Raw genomic sequence first — 19,875 nt, forward strand, 5'->3', positions numbered from 1 at the left:
CGGACGCGCGACCACCGGGACAGGGGTCACCGCGATCCGGACGCGGTCGCCGAACGACGGGTGCACGGTGGGTGCGTGCTGCACGCGGACGAGCTCGCCCGACTCGGTGCGCACGAGGGTTCTCCGCATGCTGCCGAGGAACGTGCTCTCCTCCACGAGGGCATCTGTGGCGGCATCCTCCGCGGAGGTGAAGCGCACGTTCTCCGGGCGGAGGTACACGTCGACGGGGCCATCGGCGGGGGTCTGCAAGGGAAGACGCTGCCCCCACACGACGACGTGATCGCCCTCGGCGACCCCGGACACGACGCTGGAGAGGCCCACGAACGCGGCGACCTCGGCGCTCGCGGGGGTGGTGTACAGCTCCTCCGGGGAGCCGATCTGCTCGATGCGACCCGCGTTCATGACCGCGATCCGGTCGGACACCGCGAGGGCCTCCTCCTGATCGTGCGTGACGAACACGGTCGTGATGCCGAGCCGCAGCTGAATGCGCCGGATCTCGTCACGGAGCTGCACGCGCACCTTCGCGTCGAGTGCCGACAGCGGCTCGTCGAGCAGCAGCACCCGAGGCTCCGTGACGAGGGCGCGAGCCAGGGCCACCCGCTGCTGCTGCCCGCCGGAGAGCTGATGCGGGAACCGGTCGGCCAGGTCGGCCAGACCCACGAGGGCGAGCGCGTCGAGGGCCCGTCGCGCCGCCTCACCCTTGCCGACACCCCGACGACGGAGCCCGAAGGCCGTGTTGTCGACGACGCGGAGGTGCGGGAACAGCGAGTACGACTGGAACACCATCCCGATGTCGCGCCGGTTGGTCGGCACACGCGAGACATCTCCGCCGCCGAGGAGGACGGTCCCCTCGTCGGCGCCCTCGAGTCCGGCGAGCACGCGGAGCAGGGTGGTCTTCCCGCAGCCGGACGGACCGAGCAGCGAGACGAACTCCCCGGGAGCGATGTCGAGGTCTACGCCGTGCAGCACCCTCGTGCCGCCGTAGCTCTTCACGATGCCCTGCAGCTCGACCCGCGTGCCCTCGCCGGCCTGGGCGAGCAGCAGGTTGTCCTTGGTGCGCGGGAGCGCGTGATCGAGGGTCATGAGCGGGCCTTTCGCGGACCGCGGGCGACGCGGCCGATGAGCAGGAGCAGGAGGAAGACGAACAGCAGGGCGAGCAGCGTGAAGATCGCGGGCGCGAACGGGTCCTGCTTCTGCACCACGACCATCGCCGTCTGGAAGACCTGCCGGTTGAGGAGGGACGCGATCGTGAACTCCCCGAGCACCACCGCGATGGAGATCAGCGCGGCGGCGAGCAGGCCCTGTCGGAGGTTCGGCGCGAGGACGCGGAGCACGACCGTCGGCCACCCCGCCCCGAGCGAGCGTGCTGCCTCGGACAGCGTGCGCAGATCGGCGGCATCGATGGACGCCTGGATCGAGCGGAACGCGAAGGGAAGGACTGTGACGCCGTAGGCGAAGGCGAGGGTCCAGGTGCCGGTGCCGAGGGTCCGCCCGATCTGCAGGTAGATCGGCGCGAGGCCCACCACGAGGACGATCGCGGGGATCGAGATCGGGAGGAGCGCGACGAACTCGAAGGCCGCCTTCAGTCTGGGGAAGCGCAGGTTCACGAGGATCATCGTGGGGGCCAGGAGGAACAGCACGATCGCCACTGTCACCACCGCGAGGATCAGCGAGTTGCCGAGCCCCGTCCAGATGGGCTTCAGGCTCGCCGACGCCGCGGGGTCGACGAGGGCGGCCCAGTGCGCGAAGGAGAGACCGTCCGTGCCGCGCAGCGTGAAGAGGAACGTCGACACGAGAGGCACAGCGAAGAACGCGCCGACCACGATGCCGATCACCGCACGGGTTGCGCGGGACGGGGCGAGGCCGTTCATGCCTGCCACCGCGCGGCGCGTCGCTGGATGACCGAGTACAGCGCCATCACGACGCCGACCACGACGATCATGCCGAGGGCGAGAGCGCCCGCGAGATTCTCCCGGCCGAGCAGCGTCTCGCTCGTGAGCGCCGTGCGGATCTGCAGCGGGACGATCTGCGAGCCCTGACTCGCGAGCGCCGCGGCCGTGGCGTAGGAGGAGAACGCGTTCGCGAAGAGCAGCAGCAGGCTCGCGAGGAACGACGGCGCCAGCACCGGGAGGCCGATCCGCAGCCAGAAGCTCGCCCTGCTGCCCCCGAGGGTGAGGTTCGCCTCGACCCACTGCGGCTTCAAGGCGGCGAGGGCGGGGAGGAAGGTGATGACCATGAGCGGCACCTGGAAGTAGATGTACGGGAGGATGAGGCCGGGCAGCTCGTACAGCCAGGTGCCCTCGGCGAAGATATCGATGCCGAACGTGTCGCGGAGGAAGACGGTGACCACGCCCTGGATGCCGATCATGGCGATGAAGGCGAAGGCGAGCATGACGCCGCCGAACTGCGCGAGGACCCCGGCGGCCGCGTCCACGGATCGCCGCACGACGCCGTCCGGGTTCATGCCGAGCAACGCATAGGAGACCAGGGCACCGACGGTGGCGCCGACCGCCGCGGTGAGCAGGGAGAGCCTCGCCGAGTTCGCGAAGGTCGTGAGCACGACGGGGTCGCCGAGGGCGGCGACGTTCGTCCAGGTGAAAGCGCCGTCGCCGTCGAAGAACCCGGAGCCGATCGCGAGCACGGTGGGCAGGGCGAGGAACAGCAGCACGTAGGCGGCGAAGGGCACGAGCCCCAGCCACGCCGTGGACGGCGCAGACCGCCGGGCCCGCGCGTGCGACGCGGGTCCGGCGGCGGTGACGGGGGCGGACGCCGCGGCATCCACCCCCGGTGCGACGAGAGAGGTCACTGGACCGCCGCTGCCCACTTCTCGCCGAGCAGCGTGCCGGCGTTCTCGGACTGCTCCTCGGTCGGCACGACGGTCTCCTCCGGAGCCTCCGGGAGAGCCGCCGCGAGCTTCTCGTCGATCGTGCCCGCTTCGGTCATCGCCTCCATGCGCACCGGACGGGCGCCGCCCTTCAGCCACAGGTTCTGCACCTCGTCGCTGTAGAGGAACTCCTGCCACAGACGCGCGGCCGCCGGGTTCGGCGCGTCGACGTTGATGGCCTGGTTGTAGTAGCCCGCGTAGCCGGTGCCGTCGAAGACCTCGACCTTCCAGTTCGGGTTGTCGGCCGTGTGCGCGGCGTTCAGGTAGTCCCAGTCGAAGACGACCGGGGTCTCGCCGCTGGCGACGGTCGCGGTCGTGACGTCGACCTTGAGCAGGTTCCCTGCCTTCTGCAGGTCGGCGAAGAAGTCGATGCCCGGCTGGAAGTCGTCGAGCGTGCCGTCCGACTGCACCGTCGCCAGGCCCACGGCGGCGAAGGCGGCGCCGGCCTGCGTCGGGTCGCCGTTGATGGCCACGGCACCCTTGTAGTCGGCGGAGAGCAGGTCGGACAGCTCGGCCGGCGCCTCGAACTTCGAGGAGTCGTAGCCGATCGACATGTACCCGCCGTAGTCGCCGACGAAGAGGCCGGTGGGCTCCTTCAGCTCGTCGGGGATGTCGTCCCAGGTCTGGACCTTGTAAGGAGCGAAGGCATCGGTGTTCTGCAGAGCGACGGTGAGGCCGAGGTCGAAGACGTCGGGGGCGGTGTCGAGGCCCTTGTTCGTCTCGGCGGCCTGGATCTCCTCGGCGCTGGAGACGTCGGGCGACGCCTCGTTGATGGTGATCTCGGGGTACTTCTCGGCGAAGAGGTCGAGGATCTCGCCGTAGTTCGCCCAGTCGCGCGGGAGGGCGATGACGTTGAGCTGACCCTCCTCCTTCGCGGCGGCCTCGAGGTCGGCGAACGAGCCGAAGTCCTCGACCGACGTCGCGCTCGCCGCGTCCACGGCGTCGTCGCCGGCGGCCGGGGCGTCGGTCGCCGAGGCGCAGGAGGTCAGTGCGATGACGGCCGTGGTGGCCAGGGCGATGCCGGCGCCGATGCGTGCGCGGCGGATGGAGCGTGCCATGAGTGTCCTCTCGGTGTCCGGCGTTGCACGCCGGTGTCGGGTTGCGAGAGGACACTATGAGCCCGAGGTAGCCGCGGGGAGCGGCGCGGGTGAACGGTCGGTGTCGGGCGGGTGGCGCAGGGATGCGCCGGGGGATCAGTCGTGCCGGACCGTGTACTTGAAGCCGCGGTGCGAGCCCACGTAGCCGAGGCGCTCGTAGAACCGGTGTGCGTCGGTGCGGGCGGCGTCAGAGGTGAGCTGCACCATGGCCGCGCCGAGGGCGGGCGCCGCGGCATCGCCGACCCACCGCATGACCGCGGAGCCGATGCCGGACGAGCGGAGGTCGCTGCGCACCCGGACCGCCTCGACGAGCAGCCGCCGGGCGCCGCGGCGTGCCATGCCCGGGATCGACGTGAGCTGGAGGGTGCCGACCACCGCGCCGTCGAGCTCGACCACGAGGACGTCGTTGGAGGGATCGGCCAGGATCTCGCGGAGGCCGCGCTCGTACGCCGGGCGGTCCTCGTCGGAGGCCACGTCGCCGCGGGCGGCGCTGATCGGGTCGTCGGCGAGCAGCGCGATGACGGCGTCGGTGTCGGCCTCGCTCGCTCTCCGGAGCACGGCGTCCCCGCTCCTCGACGCGAACGGGTGCGGCAGCGGGAGAGCGGGAAGCATGACCCCAGTCTGCCAGCGGCGCGGATGCGTGACGGTGCCCGCGGGTCTGGAATCATGGCGGGGTGGATATCGGCAGCCTCCTCGGACTCGAGCAGCTCACCTGGGGGATGTTGATCCTCATCATCGTGGCGGCGTTCAGTGCCGGGTGGATCGACGCGGTCGTCGGCGGCGGAGGACTGCTGCAGCTTCCGGCACTGCTCCTCATCCCCGGCATCGCCCCGGTCCAGGCGCTCGCGACGAACAAGCTCGCCTCCGTGTTCGGGACCGCGACCAGCAGCATCACCTACTACCGCCGTGCCAAGCCCGACCTCCGCACGGCCCTGCCGATGGCGGTGATCGCGTTGATCGGCTCGTTCGGCGGCGCGGCGGTCGCGACGGTGCTGCCCCCGGCCGCCTTCAAGCCCATCATCGTGATCGCGCTGCTGGCGGTCGCCCTGTTCACGGCGCTCCGTCCCCAGCTCGGGGCGGCGACGCAGCTGCGCTTCCACGGGCACAAGCACCACATCATGGCCGGGCTGGCCGGGCTCGGCATCGGGTTCTACGACGGGATGATCGGTCCGGGGACGGGCACCTTCCTCGTGATCACCCTCGTCGCGCTGCTGGGGTACGACTTCCTGCAGGCGAGCGCGAAGGCCAAGATCGTGAATCTCGCGACGAACGCGGGGGCGCTGCTCCTCTTCATCCCGCACGGCTCGGTGCTGTGGCTGCTCGGGGGCATCCTCGCGGTCGCGAACGTCGCCGGCAGCTACCTGGGCTCGCGGATGGCCATCTCCCGCGGCACGACGTTCATCCGCGTGGTGTTCCTCGTCGTGGTGGTGGCTCTCATCGCGAAGCTCGGTGTCGACGTGTGGAACGAGAACCTCGCCCCCCTCTTCGCCTGATTCTCCCTTTCTTTCTTCGCCGAGACCCCGGGTACGCGACGAGACCCCGGGCTGCCGGCGGCAGTGTCCCGGGGTCTCGGCGGTAAGACAGGGTGTCGGCGGGTCAGGCCTCGTCCTCGGGTGTGAAGTCCACACCGGCCTCGGCGCGCTGCTCCGGGGTGATCGGAGCGGGAGCGGAGGTGAGGGGATCGAAGCCGTTGCCGGACTTCGGGAAGGCGATGACATCGCGGATCGACTCGGTCTTGGTCAGGTGCTGGAGCACGCGGTCCATGCCGAGCGCGATGCCGCCGTGCGGGGGAGCGCCGAACTTGAACGCGTCGAGGAGGAAGCCGAACTGCTCCTGCGCCACCTCGTCGCTGATGCCCATGACCTCGAAGACCCGCTTCTGGATATCCTCGCGGTGGATGCGGATGGACCCGCCGCCGAGCTCCGAGCCGTTGCACACGATGTCGTACGCGTAGGCGAGGGCCGATCCGGGGTCGGTGTCGAACGTGTCCTCGAACTCGGGCTTCGGGCCCGTGAACGCGTGGTGCACGGCCGTCCAGGCGCCCGCACCCACGGCCACGTCTCCGGAGGCGACCGCATCCGCGGCCGGCTCGAACATCGGGGCGTCGACGACCCACGTGAAGGCGAACTCGTCCGGGTTCAGGTACCCGAGGCGACGGCCGATCTCGACCCGTGCGGCGCCGAGCAGCGCCCGGCTCTCCTTGGTGGCACCGGCGGCGAAGAACACGCAGTCGCCCGGCTCGGCGCCGACGAACTCCGCCAGTCCCGCCTGCTCGGCCTCGGACAGGTTCTTCGCGGCAGGGCCGCCCAGGGTGCCGTCCTCGTTGAACAGCACGTAGGCGAGACCGCGCGCGCCGCGCTGCTTGGCCCAATCCTGCCACGCGTCGAGCTGCTTGCGCGGCTGGCTCGCACCGCCGGGCATGCGCACCGCGCCGACGTACTCGGCCTGGAACACGCGGAACGGGGTGTCCGTGAAGTACTCGGTCGCCTCGACGAGCTCGAGCCCGAAGCGGAGGTCGGGCTTGTCGGAGCCGTACTTCGCCATGGCATCGGCGTACGTCATCCGCGGCAGCGGGGTCTGCACCTCGACGCCGATCGTCTTCCACATCGCCACGATGAGCGACTCCATGAGGGCGATCACGTCCTCCTGGTCGACGAAGCTCATCTCGATGTCGAGCTGCGTGAACTCGGGCTGACGGTCGGCGCGGAAGTCCTCGTCGCGGTAGCAGCGGGCGATCTGGAAGTACTTCTCCACACCGCCGACCATGAGCAGCTGCTTGAAGAGCTGCGGGGACTGCGGCAGGGCGTACCAGCTGCCCGGGTGCAGACGGGCCGGGACGACGAAGTCGCGGGCGCCCTCCGGCGTGGAACGGGTGAGGGTCGGGGTCTCGACCTCGGTGAAGTCCTCGGCGTGCAGGACGTCGCGGATCGCCTTGTAGACGTCGGACCGCAGGCGCAGCGCGGAGGCGGCGGCCGGGCGGCGGAGGTCGAGGTAGCGATATTTGAGGCGTGCCTCCTCGCCGACGGTCTCGGTGTCGGCCAGAGCGGTCGAGACCTGGAACGGCAGCGGCGCCGACTCGTTCAGCACCTCGACCTCGGCCGCGATGACCTCGATCTCGCCGGACGGCAGGTTCGGGTTCGCGTTCCCCTCGGGGCGACGCGACACCTCCCCGGTGACCTTGAGGACGAACTCGTTGCGCAGCGGGTGGGCGATCTCCTCGTCGCGGATGACGACCTGGGCGATGCCCGACGCGTCCCGCAGATCGATGAAAGCGACGCCTCCGTGGTCACGACGACGATCGACCCACCCGGTGAGGGTGACGGTCTGACCGATGTTCTCGGCGCGCAGGGAGCCTGCGGAGTGGGTGCGCAGCACGGAGGATTCCTCCTGATCCGGGGAAAGATGAACCCGCCCAGTCTACGCGGGCGTCCCGGCCCTTCCCGGCCGGGTCGCCTGCGCGGAGCAGCGGCACCTCAGTAGGATCGCCACGACGAAAGGCGCACCCCCATGAACCTCTCCATCTCGGACGGCAACGGCCTTCCCGACCTGTTCGGCGCGATCTTCTCCGGCACGACGGGACTCATCGCCCTCATCTTCTATATCCTCGTCGTGGTCGGCCTGTGGAAGGTGTTCACGAAGGCGGGCTACCCCGGAATCCTCGCGATCATCCCGATCGTGAACGTCGTGTTCCTCGTGAAGATCGCCGGGATGTCGGGCTGGTTCGCCTTGCTCTACCTCGTGCCGATCGCGAACTTCATCCTCGGTGTCATCGTCGCGTTCAAACTCGGCGCGCGCTTCGGCAAGGGCGGGGTGTTCTCCTTCTTCCTGCTGTTCCTCTTCCCCTACATCGGCTATCTGATCCTCGGGTTCGGCGACTCCCGCTACCGCGAGGTCTGACGTGGCGGCATCACTTCTGCACCTCGTTCGCCACGGTGAGGTGCACAACCCGTCCCGCGTGCTCTACGGACGGTTGCCCGACTACCACCTCAGCACCGCGGGGGAGGAGATGGCGCAGGCGGCGGCGGAGCATGTGGCCGGGCTCGGCGATCCGGTGACCGCGCTGTTCGCGTCGCCTCTGGAGCGCGCGCAGGAGTCGGCCGCCCCCTTCGCGGAGGTGTTCGACCTCGAACCCGAGACGGACATCCGCCTGATCGAGCCGACGAACGTGTTCGAGGGCACCCGGATGCGGCGGTCGCTGATGAATCCGGTGAACTGGTGGCACCTGCGCCAGCCGTCGCTGCCGAGCTGGGGGGAGCCGTACGCCTCGATCGCGGAGCGCATGCTCGGCGTGATGGACGAGGCATGGACGGCCGCGGCCGAGATCCCGACCGCGGGGGACATCGTGATGGTGTCGCATCAGGCGCCGATCTGGATCACGCACCTCCGCGTGGCCGGCCTCCCGCTGCAGCATGACCCGCGGACCCGCCGCTGCGCCCTGTCGAGTGTGACCTCGTTCGAACGCGTGGGCGACGTCTGGCGCGAGGTCTCCTACGCCGAGCCCGCCGCGACCGGCGGTGCTGTCGACGTCGGGGCCGTCTGACCCCCTGTTCGAATCGCCTGAATGGCCCCATCCGGCCCGGAGATGGGACCGATCGGGCGATTCGAAGTCAGAGGGACTGGAGCACCCCCACCGCGGCGAGCTGTCCCGCGGCGGCGGCGAGCAGGACCGAGGCCATCGGGCCGGGGAGGGTCGCGCGATGGGCGAGGTCGCCCGCCGCGAAGACCCCCGGAAGTGACGTCCTCCCGAACTCGTCGATCTCGATGGACCCCGACTCCAGCATCCGCAGCCCGAGGTCGGCGGCGAAGGGCGCCCGGTGTCGCATCGTGCCGGAGGCCACGAACACGCCCGCGACGTCGAGGTCGCCCTCGGCGCTGCGCACCCGCACCCCGTCCCCGTGCGCGGCGACAGCCTCGACCGGAGCGGAGGCCACCCGTACCCCGAGCTCCTCCAGCGCGGTACGGTCCTCCGCAGCGAACGGCTCTCCCACCGGGACCACCGTGATCTCGCCGACGATCCGGCCGAGCAACCCGATCAGATGGGCTGCCCGGGGCGCCGCCCCGAGGATCGCGATCGGCCTCCCGGCGTGCTCGTGTCCGTCGCAGAACGGGCAGCTGAAGACCCGGACGCCCCACAGCTCGGCGAGACCCGGAACCGGCGGGAGGTCGTCCGCGACGCCGGTCGCCAGGATCACCCGTCGTGCGTCGGTCACCGACCCGTCGGCGAGGCTCACCGAGAACCCCGTCTCCGCGTCGCCGGAGATCCGCTGCGCCGCGACGTCCCGCACCTCGACGTCCGCATAGGCCGCGAGCTCGGCCCGGGCCTGGGCGCGGAGGTCCGCCGGGGCCCTCCCATCGGCACCGATCATGTTGTGCATGTGCTGCACGGTGCCATTGCGGTACTCGCCGGAGTCCAGCAGGAGCACCGGCCGATGCATCCGTCCGAGGGTGAGCGCCGCCTGGAGTCCGGCGGGGCCGGCACCGATCACGATCGCGTCGTACATGGGGGTTCCCTTCTCGCGTCTTGCGTTCGGCACCAGTCTGTGACTTCATGTCAACATGAAGTCAAGCGACCTGCATCCCTGGTCCGTCGGCGAGGTCGCCGCGCGTTTCGACCTGCCGACGAACGTCCTGCGGCACTGGGAGACGGTCGGCCTGCTGCGGCCACCCCGGGACGCGGCGGGCCGGCGTCGCTACGGCGAGGACGAGGTCGTGCGCATCGCCGTCATCCAGCGCAGCAAGGCCGCCGGCATGAGCCTCGACCAGATCGCCGTGCTCCTCGACGACGGCAGCGCGGGCCGGCATCAGGTGCTGCAGCAGCATCTCGACGACCTCGACAGGCGGATGGAGGAGATGCGCCGATCCCGGGAAATGACGGAGCACGCTATGGGGTGCCGGGCGCACGACATCGCGACCTGTCCGCGGTTCCGCGCCGGGGTGGACGACGTGCTCGCGCGCTTCTGACTCCCCCCGGGGGTACCCGGCCGATGCATAGGAAGCTCTGCGTAAACTCGGAGACGTGTCCCGCGCTTCCAGGATTCACCCGATCCGCAACGGCCGCCCCTCCCGTCTTCGGCCCCTCGGCCGCCTGGGCGGAGCCGCGCTCGCTGCGGTGCTCGCCGTCGGTTTGAGCGCCTGCGCCCCCGACGCCGTGAGCGAGTCGTTCCTGAGCGGCGAGAACACCGGGTACGTCGCCGCCGACGGCGCGATCGTCGAGATCCCCGTCGCCGAGCGTGGCGAGCCGGTCGAGTTCGCCGGAGTCACGGAGCACGGCGAGGACTTCGACAGTGCCGACATCGCAGGACAGGTCGCGGTCGTCAACTTCTGGTACGCCGGCTGCGCCCCGTGCCGCGTGGAGGCCCCCGACCTGGAGGCGGTCTGGCAGGAGCACAGCGACGCGGACGTGCAGTTCATCGGCATCAACACGCGGGATCAGGCCGACACCGCGGCCGCGTTCGCCGACGAGTTCGGGATCACGTACCCGAGCCTCATCGACGTCGACACCGCCGAAGCCAAGCTCGCCTTCGCGAAGGTCGTGCCGATCTCGGCGACCCCCACCACGCTCGTGCTCGACAAGCAGGGGCGCGTCGCCGCGAAGATCATCGGTCCGATCGACGGCACCTCCGTCCTCTCCACGCTCGTCAAGGACGCGCTCGCGGAGGACTCCTGATGTCCGCGAGGTCGTCATGAGCCCCGAAGCGATCATCGGCTCCGGCGCCCTCTGGATCGCGATCCCGGTGGCCATGCTCGCCGGACTCGTCTCGTTCCTCTCGCCGTGCGTGCTCCCGCTCGTGCCCGGCTACCTCGGCTTCCTCGGCGGAGCCGTGGCACCGCGGGGATCGTCGACGACCGGCGGCACCACCCAGACGGCCACCCGAAGCCGCCCCGTCCTCGGCGTGCTGCTGTTCATCCTCGGCTTCACCGTGGTCTTCATCCTCTACACGGTGCTCGGCGGCACTGCTGGCGTGTTCCTGCTCCAGTGGGGCGACCTCATCACCCGCATCCTCGGCGTCGTCATCATCGCGATGGGCCTGGTCTTCCTCGGGCTCTTCGGGTTCGCGCAGAAGGAGGTCCGCTTCCACGTCGACTCGAAGGCCGGGATGGTCGGTGCTCCGCTCCTCGGCGTCGCGCTCGGCATCGGCTGGGCGCCCTGCATGGGCCCGACGCTCGCCGCCATCCTCGCGCTCTCCTTCAATGCCGGAGATCCCGTGCGTGCGGGGTTCCTCGGCCTCGCCTACTCGCTGGGACTCGGCATCCCGTTCCTGCTCGTCGCCCTCGGCTTCGGCTGGGCGACCAAGGCCATCGGGTTCCTGCGCCGCCACATCCGGGTCGTGAACATCCTCGGCGGCGTGCTGCTGATCCTCCTCGGTGTCCTGATGGTCACCGGCCTGTGGACCGACATCATGTCGCGGCTGACGGCGGTGATCGGCAGTGTCATCCTCCCGCTCTGACCGCTCCGAGACGACCATGACGAAGAACAAGGGTGCCGTGACCAACGACTCCAGCGATCCGCTCCGCCCGTCCGACCACGTCGACGGCGACGACACGATCACCCAGCCGCGCCTCGGATTCGTCGGCTGGCTGCGGTGGGGGTGGCGGCAGCTCACCTCCATGCGTACGGCGCTCGTCCTGCTGCTCGTGCTGGCGATCGCGGCCATCCCCGGGTCGATCTTCCCGCAGCGGATGGCCGACCCGAACGGCGTGACGCAGTGGGAGCGCGACAACCCCGATCTGTTCCCGGTGCTCGACGGGCTCAAGCTCTTCGACGTGTATCTGTCGCCCTGGTTCTCGGCGATCTACCTGCTGCTGTTCACCTCGCTCGTCGGCTGCGTCATCCCGCGCATCAAGCACCACGCGAAGGCGCTGCAGGCCCGTCCGCCGCGCACGCCCGCGCGACTGCGACGCCTGGAGGATTACCGCGCCGTCACCCGCGACACGGTCGCCGACTCCGGCACCCGCACCGGAGACGCCGCTGCGGAGGCGGCCGCCTCGATCGACGTCGCCACGAAGCAGCTCAAGGCGCTCGGCTACCGCGTGGAGCGCTACGACCGGGGGCGCACGTACTCCGTGTCGGCCGAGCGCGGCTACTGGCGGGAGACGGGCAATCTGCTCTTCCACCTCGCCCTCGTCGGCGTGCTCGTGACGATCGGCGTCGGCGGCGGCTTCGCCTACACCGGGCAGCGCGTGCTCGTCGAGGGGGAGACCTTCGCCAACACGCTGCTCGACTACGACTCGATGAACCGTGGCCGCTTCGTGGCCGACGACTCCTTCGCGCCGTACTCGATGCGGCTCGACTCCTTCGACGTCACGTATCAGCCGTTCGGCGAGCCGGGCTCCGGCCAGGCGGGCAACTTCTCCGCGAACATGACCATCCAGGAGAACGGCGAGGAGCGCGAGGGCGCCGTCAAGGTCAACGAGCCGCTGGGCGTGGCCGACGACGACGTGTTCCTGCTCGGCAACGGGTACGCCCCGACGGTGACGGTGCGCGACCCCGAGGGAAACGTGGTGTTCCACAACAGCACGCCGTTCCTCCCACAGGACAACAACATGACCTCGCTCGGGGTGCTCAAGGTCCCGGACGGCCTGGCCGAGCAGGTGGGCCTCGTCGGCTTCTTCTACCCGACCACGGGCGTGCTCGACACGGGCGCCTTCTTCTCGGCGTACCCCGACCTCACGAACCCGACGCTCACGCTCGACGTGTACACGGGTGACCTCGGGATCAACGACGGTGTGCCGCGCTCGGTCTACGTGCTCGACACCTCCGACATGACCAAGCTCACCGGACGCAGCACCGACGTCGAGTCGATCGAGCTGTCCCCGGGTGAGACCGCGCAGCTGCCGAACGGCCTCGGCTCGGTGACCTTCGACGACGAGTCGCCGGAGGGCGCCACCGACACCTCGGAGTCCGTCAAGCGCTTCGCCTCCCTGCAGATCCACCGCGACGAGTCCGGGGTGTTCGTGCTCGGCTTCGCGCTGCTCGCCCTCGGCGGCCTCATGCTCGCCCTGTTCGTGCCGCGTCGGCGCGTGTGGGTGAAGGCCACCGCGACGGACGGCGCGGTCGACCTCGAGTACGCGGCCCTGGCTCGAGGGGAAGACCCCACGCTGGCCCGCGCCGTGGACGACCTCCGTGCCGGGCACGCCCGGCTGCTCGACGCCGCGGGCGGCACGGCCGCCCGTACCCCTGAAGACGCCGACGAGGATGCCGCGGACGCCGCCGCGGACCCTGCGGCCCCGGCACCCGGAAAGTAGACTGACACCATGCTCGAGCTCACCGTGATCTCGCCCGTCCTGCTGTGGACGGCGATCGCGATCTACGCGGCGGCCTTCGTGGCCTACGCCTTCGATCTCGCGCGCCGCTCGCAGGCGACGGCCGACGCCCACACCGTCCGCGAGGGCGAGCTCGTGGCCGCCGGTCGTTCCGGTGGCGTCTCGGCTTCCGCACCCGTCGATGCGCCCGGAGCTCCGAAGCCGCAGCGCTTCGTCATGGCGCGAATCGGCACCTCGCTCACCGTGCTCGGCTTCGTGTTCCACCTCGCCGCCGCTGTGACGCGCGGCATCGCGGCCGGTCGGGTGCCGTGGGCGAACCTGTACGAGTTCGGCATGGTCGGAACGCTGCTCATCATCGCCGTCTACCTGGCGGTGCTCACCCGCCTCGACCTGCGCTTCCTCGGCACCTTCATCACGGGCCTCGTCGTGGTGCTGCTCGGGCTGGGCGCGACGAACTTCTACGTCGAGGTCTCGCCGCTGATGGACCCGCTGAAGAGCGTGTGGCTGATCATCCACGTGTTCGTCGCCTCGCTCGCGACAGCGTTCTTCGCCCTCGCCTTCGCGCTCTCGGTGATCCAGCTCATGCAGGCCCGGCGCGAGCGGCTGCTCGGTGAGGGGGCGGCCAAGACCGGCCCCGGCTTCCTGCGCACGTTCCCGCCGGCGGAGCGCCTGGAGAGCCTGGCGTACCTGTTCACGATCATCGGCTTCATCCTCTGGACCTTCACCCTCATCGCCGGGTCCATCTGGGCGTACTACGCGTGGAGCCGCTTCTGGGGCTTCGACGTGAAGGAGACCTGGACCTTCGTGATCTGGGTGCTCTACGCCGGGTACATCCACGCCAGGGCGACCCGCGGCTGGCGCGGCAACCCTTCGGCCTGGCTGTCGATCGTCGGCTTCACCGCCGTGATCTTCAACTTCACCATCGTCAACGTCTTCTTCAAGGGCCTGCACGCCTACTCCGGCCTGAGCTGAACCGGCCGAGCACAGCTTCGGAGATCGCGAGGGGCACGCCGACGGGCGGACCTCGGTCGCGGTGTGTCGTCCGGCATCTCCGAAGTCGTGCCCGCCGGGACGGAGCTCAGCCGCGGAGGGGGATGACCTCGGCGTGCTCGACGCCGCCCTCGTACCAGACGAACTCGGCCTCGGTGACGACCTCCGTCGGCGCGGGGGTGAGCGGACGGACCTCGGTGGCGGCGAGCTGCTGCCATGTCTCGGGATCCAGCGTCTTGCCGTAGAGCACCGAGAGGTGGAAGGTCCAGTCCTCGACGGAGAGCTCGTCGAGGCGACGGAAGTCCGTCGGCCGGAGCACCTCCGTCAGCGAGGCGTATGCGTGCACGAGCGCGGGGGTGCGGGCGAGGCGCAGGATCACGATCTGCCACGGCGCGGGGAAGACGTCCACGGCGTCGGCGGTGAGTTCGAGAGGACTCTGTTCCGCGGCCCAGGCGCGGATCAGGGCCCGCAGCTCCTCCCGGCGCTCCGGCTCGAAGAAGCCGCGAAGCGTCACGTGCTCCGTGTGCGGATGCCGCAGGGGCGTCCCCAGGCGATCGAGCGCGCCCTCCTGGATGGCCCGATATTCAGAAGCGACGGCCTCCGTCGGCCGGAGCACGAGATACTGCTGTCCTTCGAGGCTCGCGAGCTGGTCCGGAGTGTCCATGAACGGTCGGCGCATGGCACGAGGGTACGGGGTGTCGTCGTCGCGTCCGTGCACTGTTTCGGAGAACGGACGCGACACGCCGTCAGCAGGGGGTGTCCGGCGGCGTGTCGTCCGTGATCTCCGAAGTTGTGCCCGGGGGTCAGGCGGTGACGACGGCGCGGGCGGTGGTCGTGCGACGGACCGCGACGACCACCGTCGTGGCGACCATCGAGAGCACGCCCCAGACTACGAGGGCGGCGACGGCGGCCCCGCTCGCCTCCACGAGACCCGCGAAGGCCGGTGCGGTCGGGAGGGCGGCCCCGATGCTCGCGAGCCAGTCGGGCACGGTCGAGATCAGTCCCGTCGCCACGGCGATGACGCCGATCAGTGCGGCGATCCAGCGTCCGACGCCGCCGAACACCGCCACGAGGGCCTGGTTCACGGCGGCGAACACCACCCCGGCGAGGACGGCGGTGCCCGCGAACGCCCACCATGCCGCAACGTCATAGTCCGCCACGGTCTGCACGATGAGGGAGACGAGCAGACCCTGCGCGGCGCCGATCGCCGCGGCCGGCCAGAACGCGCGGAGGGTGAGGGAGGCGGACGAGCGTCGCGACGTGAGCGTGCGTGCCGTGTGGGCGCGGAGGACGAGGAACGACGCGAGACCGCCGAACCACAGCACCACCGCGGTGAGCAGCGGGATCGCGGTGGGACCGAAGAGCGAGCCCATCGAGGAGTCGGTCGCCACGGGATCGGCGATCACCGAGGCCAGCGACGTCGACTCCTCGTCGCTGAAGGACGGGAGGGAGTCCGCCGCGGTGCGCAGTCCGCCCGCGAGGTCGCCGGTGCCGGTCGCGAGGGTGTCGAGGCCGGTGGCGAGCTCCGTGCTGCCGTCGGCGAGCTGGGTCGCGCCGTCGGCGAGCTGCGTCGCGCCGGACGACAGGGCTCGCGCTCCCGCCGCGGACTGATCCACGCCCTCGCTCGCGAGGCGATTGAGCCCGCCGGCGAGCTCTGTCGCCCCGGCGCCCGCCTCGCCGAGCTGAGTGCCCAGGGTGGAGAAGGTTCCGGGAAGCGCGGCCACACCCGCGGCAACCTCTTCGTTGTTGAGGATGCCGGAGGCGGTTCCGGCCGACGTGGCCGCTGCCGCCGCCTTCGAGGCGAGGCCGGAGAGCTGTCCGCACTCCGGCGATTCCGGATCGGCGGCGCACGCCGTGGCCGCCATCGTCCCGAGACCCTGTGCGACCGTGGCCGAGTCCGTCGCGGCCGACTTCGCCGACGCGCCCGCCGACTGGATGCTACCGGTGAGCTTCTGGACGCCGGCGACCCGGCCCTGCAGCTCGGTCGCCGCGGAGGTGAGTCCCGCACCGATGGTGCCGGCGCCGGTCGCGGCCTGCCGGGTCTGCCCCGCGATCGTGTCGAGGCCGGACGCGAGGGTGGAGGCCCCCGTGCCCAGCTCTCCGGCACCGGCGGCGAGCTGCGTCGCGCCCTCCGGGAGGGCGGCGGCGCCGGTGGCCGCGTCGCGGGCGCCCTTCGCCAGCTCCAGGGCCCCGTCCGCCGCATCGCCGATCTGGTCGCCGATGGTGGTGAAGCCGACGAGGATGTTCTCGGTCGTCGCCTCGGACAGCATGGTGCCGAGCGTCGAGGCCGCCACGTCGGCGATCTGTCCGGTGATGAGGTCGTCGGCCACGAGGCCGTCGTCGGGCGTCGTCACCTGGATCGTCGCCTGCTCCGCGTCCCCGCCGCCGTCGGCGACCGCCTGGCCCGCGGAGGTCGCCGCGGCCGAGAAGTCCTCGGGGATCGTGATGACGGCCTGGTACGAGCCGTCGGCGAGTCCGTCGGCGGCGTCCTCCTCGTTGGAGATGACCCACGTGAGATTCGAGTCGAGGTCGTCCGACCCCTCGACGAGCCCGGAGGCGAGCTGGCGTCCCAGGGGAGTGGTCTGGCCGTCGATCTCGACGGGTTCGTCGAGGTTCACGATGGCCGCGGTCATGGAGTCGAGGCGTTCGGTCGGGTTGTAGAGCGCCGCCATGAGGATGCCGCCGACCGCTGCCGGCAGCAGCAGGACGCCGAGGATCGTCAGCCAGGTGATGGGTTTGCGCGAGCGGGCACGCTCGAGGGGGAGGGTCATGCGGGCACCTCGGTCGTTTCTGCGGCGCTCGGGCGGGGCGCGCGCGTGTCGAGAACGTCGGCGGACGGCCATCCGGCCTCCGCGAGAAGGGAACGGGCCGCGTCGGGATCGGCGGCGGTGGCGAAGACGGCGAGACTCCGGCGGGACTTCGCGTCGCGCAGCATCGCGGCCACCTGGTCGCGCTCGCCGCCGCGAAGCCGGTCCGCGCCGTCGATCACGACGAGCTCGGAACGACCGCGGAGGGCTTCGCGGAGGTCGGCGAGGACGGATCCGTCGTCGGCGAGCACGCAACCCACGTGCGAGCGGACCCACGCCGCACGACCGGGGAGCAGGTGCCCGGCGACGCGGAGGCGTCCGTCGGCTGGGGCGATCCGCGCGCCGACGGTGAGCGCGAGGGCGCGCAGTGTTCCGGCATCAGCGCCGCTGACGATCAGGGCCGCGCCGGGCGCGACCCGCAGGGACAGGCCCTGCGCCGCGGGGAGTCCCGCGCCGAGCTCCAGGTCGTCCGCGGCGACGAGCGACCCGTCTCCCGGCCAGGCTTCGAGGTGCCGTTCGCGCTCCACCGCCTCGCCCTCGATGTCCACCCGAGGGAGGATCCGCTCCAGCCACGACGGGATCTCCCAGGCGCGCTCGCCGAGGATCGCCATCAGCGCCGGGATCAGCGTCATCCGCACGAGGAAGGCGTCGAAGGCGATGCCGGCGGCGAGTCCGAGGGCGATGGGTTTGAGGGAGGAGTCGCCCTCGGGTACGAAGGCCACGAACACCGCGAACATGATGAGCCCGGCTGCCGTGACGACCTTCGCCGACCCGGTGAACCCGCTCCGTACGGCGCGCAGGGCCGCCGCACGCCGGGTGGCGCGGTCCACCGACCCCGCACCCTGGCGCAGGTCGGGATCGTGCACGAAGTCCTCGCGCATCCGCGACACCAGGAACACCTGGTAGTCCATAGCCAGGCCGAAGAGCACGCCCATGAGGATGATCGGCATGAAGCTGATGATCGGTCCGACCTTCGCCACATGCAGGAGGTCGGCGAACCAGCCCCACTCGAAGACCGCCCCGACGACACCGAAGGCGGCGACGATCGACAGCAGGTAGCCGGCCGCGGCGGTGATCGGCACCCAGAGGGAACGGAACACGATGGTGAGGAGGATCAGCGAGAGTCCGATCACGAAGATCCCGAACGGCAGCAGAGCCGCGCCGAGCTGATCCGAGATGTCGATGCCGACAGCGGTGAAGCCGGTGACCTTGAGGTCGATGCCGAACTCGTCCAGCCACTCGTCGTGGTGGCTGCGGAGCTCGCGCACGAGGTCGGCCGTCGCGGGGTCGTCGGGAGCCGTCTCCGGGATGATCTGCACGATGCCGGTGTCGGCGGTCTCGTTCGGCGTGGCGAGGGCCACCTCCTTCACGCCGGGAACCTCGGCCACCGCGTCTCCGAGGTCTTCCATGAGACCGAGCGGATCGGTGGAGGTGACGATGGTCCCGGTGAGGATGAGGGGGCCGTTGAAGCCGGGACCGAACTGCTCGCCGACGAGGTCGTAGTTCTGTCGCGCCTCGGAGTCCTTCGGCAGGACGCCGGCGTTCGGCAGGGCGAGGTCGAGGCTGAGGGCGGGGACGGCGACGATGCCGAGTCCGAGGACGACCGCGAGGGAGACGAGGACGGGGTGCTTCGTCACGCCCTCCACCCACCGACGGCTGCCGCGGGGCTTCGTGGCGGCGTCCTTCGCGGCCGCCTTCTTCGGGGCCTTCGTGCGCTTCGGCCGTCCGGCCACGCGCCCCTTGAGGAAGCCGAGCAGGGCGGGGGTCAGCGTCACGGCGATCGCGACGGCGACCGCGACGGCCACGGACGCGGCGACGCCCATGGTGGTGAGGAAAGGGATCCCCGCGAAGCCGAGCCCGATCAGCGCGATGAGCACGGTGACGCCCGCGAAGACGACCGCCGAGCCGGCCGTGCCGACCGCTCGCGCGGCCGATTCCTCGGGCTCCACACCCTCTCGGACCTGGTCCTGGTGGCGAGCGACGATGAAGAGCGCGTAGTCGATGCCGACCGCGAGTCCGAGCATCAGGGCGAGCAGCGGCGTGGTGGAGGAGACGGTCGCGAAGGCGGTCGCCGTGAAGATCCCGGCCATGGAGATGCCGACGCCGAGGATGGCGGTGAGCAGGGGGAGTCCGGCGACGACGAACGACCGGAACGTGACGATGAGCACGAGGAGCGCGATGAGCAGGCCCACGGCCTCGGTGAGCGTGACGCCGGGGATCGAGATCGCGAAGAGGTCGCCGCCGAGCGAGGCCTGCGCACCGTCGGGGAGCTCTGCCGCGAGCTCGTCGACGGTGGAGCGCAGGGCGTCCTTCGTCTCCTCGGAGACGTCGGTGGACTCGCCGTCGAACTGCAGGCGCACGATCGCCGCCGTGTCGTCGTCGTTGATCATGCCGTTGACCATCTCGTCGTACGGCGAGGTGGCGGCGAGGACCTCGTCGAGGTCGCCGAGCTCCGACACGGCGTCCTCGATCGGCTCGCGGTACTCGTCATCGGTGATCTCGTCGCCGTCCGCGGCCACGACGATGAACTGGGCGTTCGTGCCGCTCACCTGGGGGAAGGAGCGGGAGAGCTGCTCGAGGCCGGCCTGGGACTCGGTTCCGGGGATGGAGAACGTGTTGTCGGTGCCGGCGCCGAGGACCACGGCTCCGGCTCCGGCGATGCCGAGGGCGAGGAGCCAGGAGACGAGGACGCGCCACGGGTGGCGGAAGGACCAGCGTCCGAGGGACGAGAGCAGTGTGGACACGCGAATCTCCGTGGGGTGCCGGGTGGATACACAGGTGTATCCGATACATAGATGTATCGTAAGGTCATCCGCCATCCGGAGTCTGTGCA

At 70.6% G+C, this 19,875-nt stretch carries 18 protein-coding genes; 8 read left to right on the forward strand and 10 right to left on the reverse strand.

Features of this window, described 5'->3' with window-relative positions:
• The 5 genes from M4D53_RS06840 to M4D53_RS06860 form a co-directional block, all read right to left on the reverse strand.
• Positions 1–1,083: ABC transporter ATP-binding protein (locus M4D53_RS06840; RefSeq protein ID WP_259952939.1), on the reverse strand; the 1,083-nt coding region annotated here is incomplete at its 3' end.
• Positions 1,080–1,871, reverse strand: a complete 792-nt coding sequence (locus M4D53_RS06845; protein ID WP_259952941.1) for an ABC transporter permease — start codon at positions 1,869–1,871, stop codon at positions 1,080–1,082. The genes M4D53_RS06845 and M4D53_RS06840, both read right to left, overlap by 4 nt.
• The gene (locus tag M4D53_RS06850; protein ID WP_396817560.1) at positions 1,868–2,806 is read right to left on the reverse strand and encodes an ABC transporter permease; all 939 of its coding nucleotides are present in this window, start codon (positions 2,804–2,806) and stop codon (positions 1,868–1,870) included. Before M4D53_RS06850 ends, M4D53_RS06845 begins: the two co-directional genes overlap by 4 nt.
• On the reverse strand, positions 2,803–3,942 hold the full coding sequence (locus M4D53_RS06855; protein WP_187663323.1) for an ABC transporter substrate-binding protein: 1,140 nt from the start codon (positions 3,940–3,942) through the stop codon (positions 2,803–2,805). Before M4D53_RS06855 ends, M4D53_RS06850 begins: the two co-directional genes overlap by 4 nt.
• A gap of 135 nt (positions 3,943–4,077) precedes the next feature.
• Complete coding sequence (locus M4D53_RS06860; protein ID WP_259952943.1) at positions 4,078–4,593, reverse strand: GNAT family N-acetyltransferase; 516 nt, start codon at positions 4,591–4,593, stop codon at positions 4,078–4,080.
• A 107-nt stretch (positions 4,594–4,700) separates the two neighbouring features.
• Here M4D53_RS06860 and M4D53_RS06865 point away from each other — a divergent pair, with 107 nt between their 5' ends.
• Positions 4,701–5,474 (forward strand): sulfite exporter TauE/SafE family protein, encoded by a 774-nt coding sequence (locus M4D53_RS06865; protein WP_187664096.1) that lies wholly within the window; start codon positions 4,701–4,703, stop codon positions 5,472–5,474.
• Positions 5,475–5,577: 103 nt separating this feature from the next.
• Here M4D53_RS06865 and aspS read toward each other — a convergent pair whose 3' ends face one another.
• The gene (aspS, locus tag M4D53_RS06870; RefSeq protein ID WP_259952945.1) at positions 5,578–7,356 is read right to left on the reverse strand and encodes an aspartate--tRNA ligase; all 1,779 of its coding nucleotides are present in this window, start codon (positions 7,354–7,356) and stop codon (positions 5,578–5,580) included.
• Positions 7,357–7,488: 132 nt separating this feature from the next.
• Here aspS and M4D53_RS06875 point away from each other — a divergent pair, with 132 nt between their 5' ends.
• Complete coding sequence (locus tag M4D53_RS06875; protein ID WP_126894018.1) at positions 7,489–7,878, forward strand: DUF5684 domain-containing protein; 390 nt, start codon at positions 7,489–7,491, stop codon at positions 7,876–7,878.
• Between the two features lies 1 nt (position 7,879).
• Positions 7,880–8,521 (forward strand): histidine phosphatase family protein, encoded by a 642-nt coding sequence (locus M4D53_RS06880; protein WP_259952947.1) that lies wholly within the window; start codon positions 7,880–7,882, stop codon positions 8,519–8,521.
• Positions 8,522–8,588: 67 nt separating this feature from the next.
• Here the strand turns inward: M4D53_RS06880 and M4D53_RS06885 are convergent, their stop codons facing one another.
• Entirely contained in the window at positions 8,589–9,482 is an 894-nt protein-coding gene (locus tag M4D53_RS06885; protein WP_259952948.1) for an NAD(P)/FAD-dependent oxidoreductase, read from the reverse strand.
• A gap of 55 nt (positions 9,483–9,537) precedes the next feature.
• Here M4D53_RS06885 and M4D53_RS06890 point away from each other — a divergent pair, with 55 nt between their 5' ends.
• From M4D53_RS06890 to ccsB, 5 genes are read left to right on the forward strand one after another with little or no spacing between them, the layout of a single operon-like run.
• On the forward strand, positions 9,538–9,942 hold the full coding sequence (locus tag M4D53_RS06890; protein ID WP_187663329.1) for a MerR family transcriptional regulator: 405 nt from the start codon (positions 9,538–9,540) through the stop codon (positions 9,940–9,942).
• Between the two features lie 55 nt (positions 9,943–9,997).
• Positions 9,998–10,648, forward strand: a complete 651-nt coding sequence (locus M4D53_RS06895) for a TlpA family protein disulfide reductase (RefSeq protein ID WP_187663330.1) — start codon at positions 9,998–10,000, stop codon at positions 10,646–10,648.
• A gap of 16 nt (positions 10,649–10,664) precedes the next feature.
• A complete protein-coding gene (locus tag M4D53_RS06900; protein ID WP_259952951.1) occupies positions 10,665–11,429 on the forward strand; it encodes a cytochrome c biogenesis CcdA family protein in 765 nt (254 codons plus the stop codon).
• 16 nt (positions 11,430–11,445) lie between these two features.
• A complete protein-coding gene (resB, locus tag M4D53_RS06905) occupies positions 11,446–13,227 on the forward strand; it encodes a cytochrome c biogenesis protein ResB (RefSeq protein ID WP_259952952.1) in 1,782 nt (593 codons plus the stop codon).
• Positions 13,228–13,236: 9 nt separating this feature from the next.
• Positions 13,237–14,217 carry a c-type cytochrome biogenesis protein CcsB gene (gene ccsB, locus M4D53_RS06910; protein WP_025104442.1) on the forward strand — a complete coding sequence of 327 codons (981 nt, stop codon included), beginning with the start codon at positions 13,237–13,239 and terminating at the stop codon, positions 14,215–14,217.
• Positions 14,218–14,323: 106 nt separating this feature from the next.
• Here ccsB and M4D53_RS06915 read toward each other — a convergent pair whose 3' ends face one another.
• The 3 genes from M4D53_RS06915 to M4D53_RS06925 all read right to left on the reverse strand — a co-directional run bounded on the left by M4D53_RS06915 (position 14,324) and on the right by M4D53_RS06925 (position 19,786).
• A complete protein-coding gene (locus M4D53_RS06915) occupies positions 14,324–14,914 on the reverse strand; it encodes a 2'-5' RNA ligase family protein (RefSeq protein WP_259952953.1) in 591 nt (196 codons plus the stop codon).
• Positions 14,915–15,038: 124 nt separating this feature from the next.
• Entirely contained in the window at positions 15,039–17,006 is a 1,968-nt protein-coding gene (locus M4D53_RS06920; RefSeq protein ID WP_259952954.1) for a YhgE/Pip family protein, read from the reverse strand.
• A complete protein-coding gene (locus tag M4D53_RS06925) occupies positions 17,003–19,786 on the reverse strand; it encodes an MMPL family transporter (RefSeq protein WP_259952955.1) in 2,784 nt (927 codons plus the stop codon). Before M4D53_RS06925 ends, M4D53_RS06920 begins: the two co-directional genes overlap by 4 nt.
• Between the last annotated feature and the right edge of the window lie 89 nt (positions 19,787–19,875).

It is taken from the genome of Microbacterium meiriae, assembly GCF_025143875.1.
Lineage (GTDB): Bacteria > Actinomycetota > Actinomycetes > Actinomycetales > Microbacteriaceae > Microbacterium > Microbacterium meiriae.

Excerpts from the sequence above, each read along its gene's own strand:
- ccsB (WP_025104442.1), top strand. The coding sequence starts at position 13,237 with ATGCTCGAGCTCACCGTGATCTCGCCCGTCCTGCTGTGGACGGCGATC.
- M4D53_RS06900 (WP_259952951.1), top strand. The coding sequence starts at position 10,665 with ATGAGCCCCGAAGCGATCATCGGCTCCGGCGCCCTCTGGATCGCGATC.
- resB (WP_259952952.1), top strand. The coding sequence starts at position 11,446 with ATGACGAAGAACAAGGGTGCCGTGACCAACGACTCCAGCGATCCGCTC.
- M4D53_RS06890 (WP_187663329.1), top strand. The coding sequence starts at position 9,538 with ATGAAGTCAAGCGACCTGCATCCCTGGTCCGTCGGCGAGGTCGCCGCG.
- M4D53_RS06875 (WP_126894018.1), top strand. The coding sequence starts at position 7,489 with ATGAACCTCTCCATCTCGGACGGCAACGGCCTTCCCGACCTGTTCGGC.
- M4D53_RS06860 (WP_259952943.1), bottom strand. The coding sequence starts at position 4,593 with ATGCTTCCCGCTCTCCCGCTGCCGCACCCGTTCGCGTCGAGGAGCGGG.
- M4D53_RS06920 (WP_259952954.1), bottom strand. The coding sequence starts at position 17,006 with ATGACCCTCCCCCTCGAGCGTGCCCGCTCGCGCAAACCCATCACCTGG.
- M4D53_RS06865 (WP_187664096.1), top strand. The coding sequence starts at position 4,701 with ATGTTGATCCTCATCATCGTGGCGGCGTTCAGTGCCGGGTGGATCGAC.
- M4D53_RS06855 (WP_187663323.1), bottom strand. The coding sequence starts at position 3,942 with ATGGCACGCTCCATCCGCCGCGCACGCATCGGCGCCGGCATCGCCCTG.
- M4D53_RS06845 (WP_259952941.1), bottom strand. The coding sequence starts at position 1,871 with ATGAACGGCCTCGCCCCGTCCCGCGCAACCCGTGCGGTGATCGGCATC.
- M4D53_RS06885 (WP_259952948.1), bottom strand. The coding sequence starts at position 9,482 with ATGTACGACGCGATCGTGATCGGTGCCGGCCCCGCCGGACTCCAGGCG.
- M4D53_RS06915 (WP_259952953.1), bottom strand. The coding sequence starts at position 14,914 with ATGCGCCGACCGTTCATGGACACTCCGGACCAGCTCGCGAGCCTCGAA.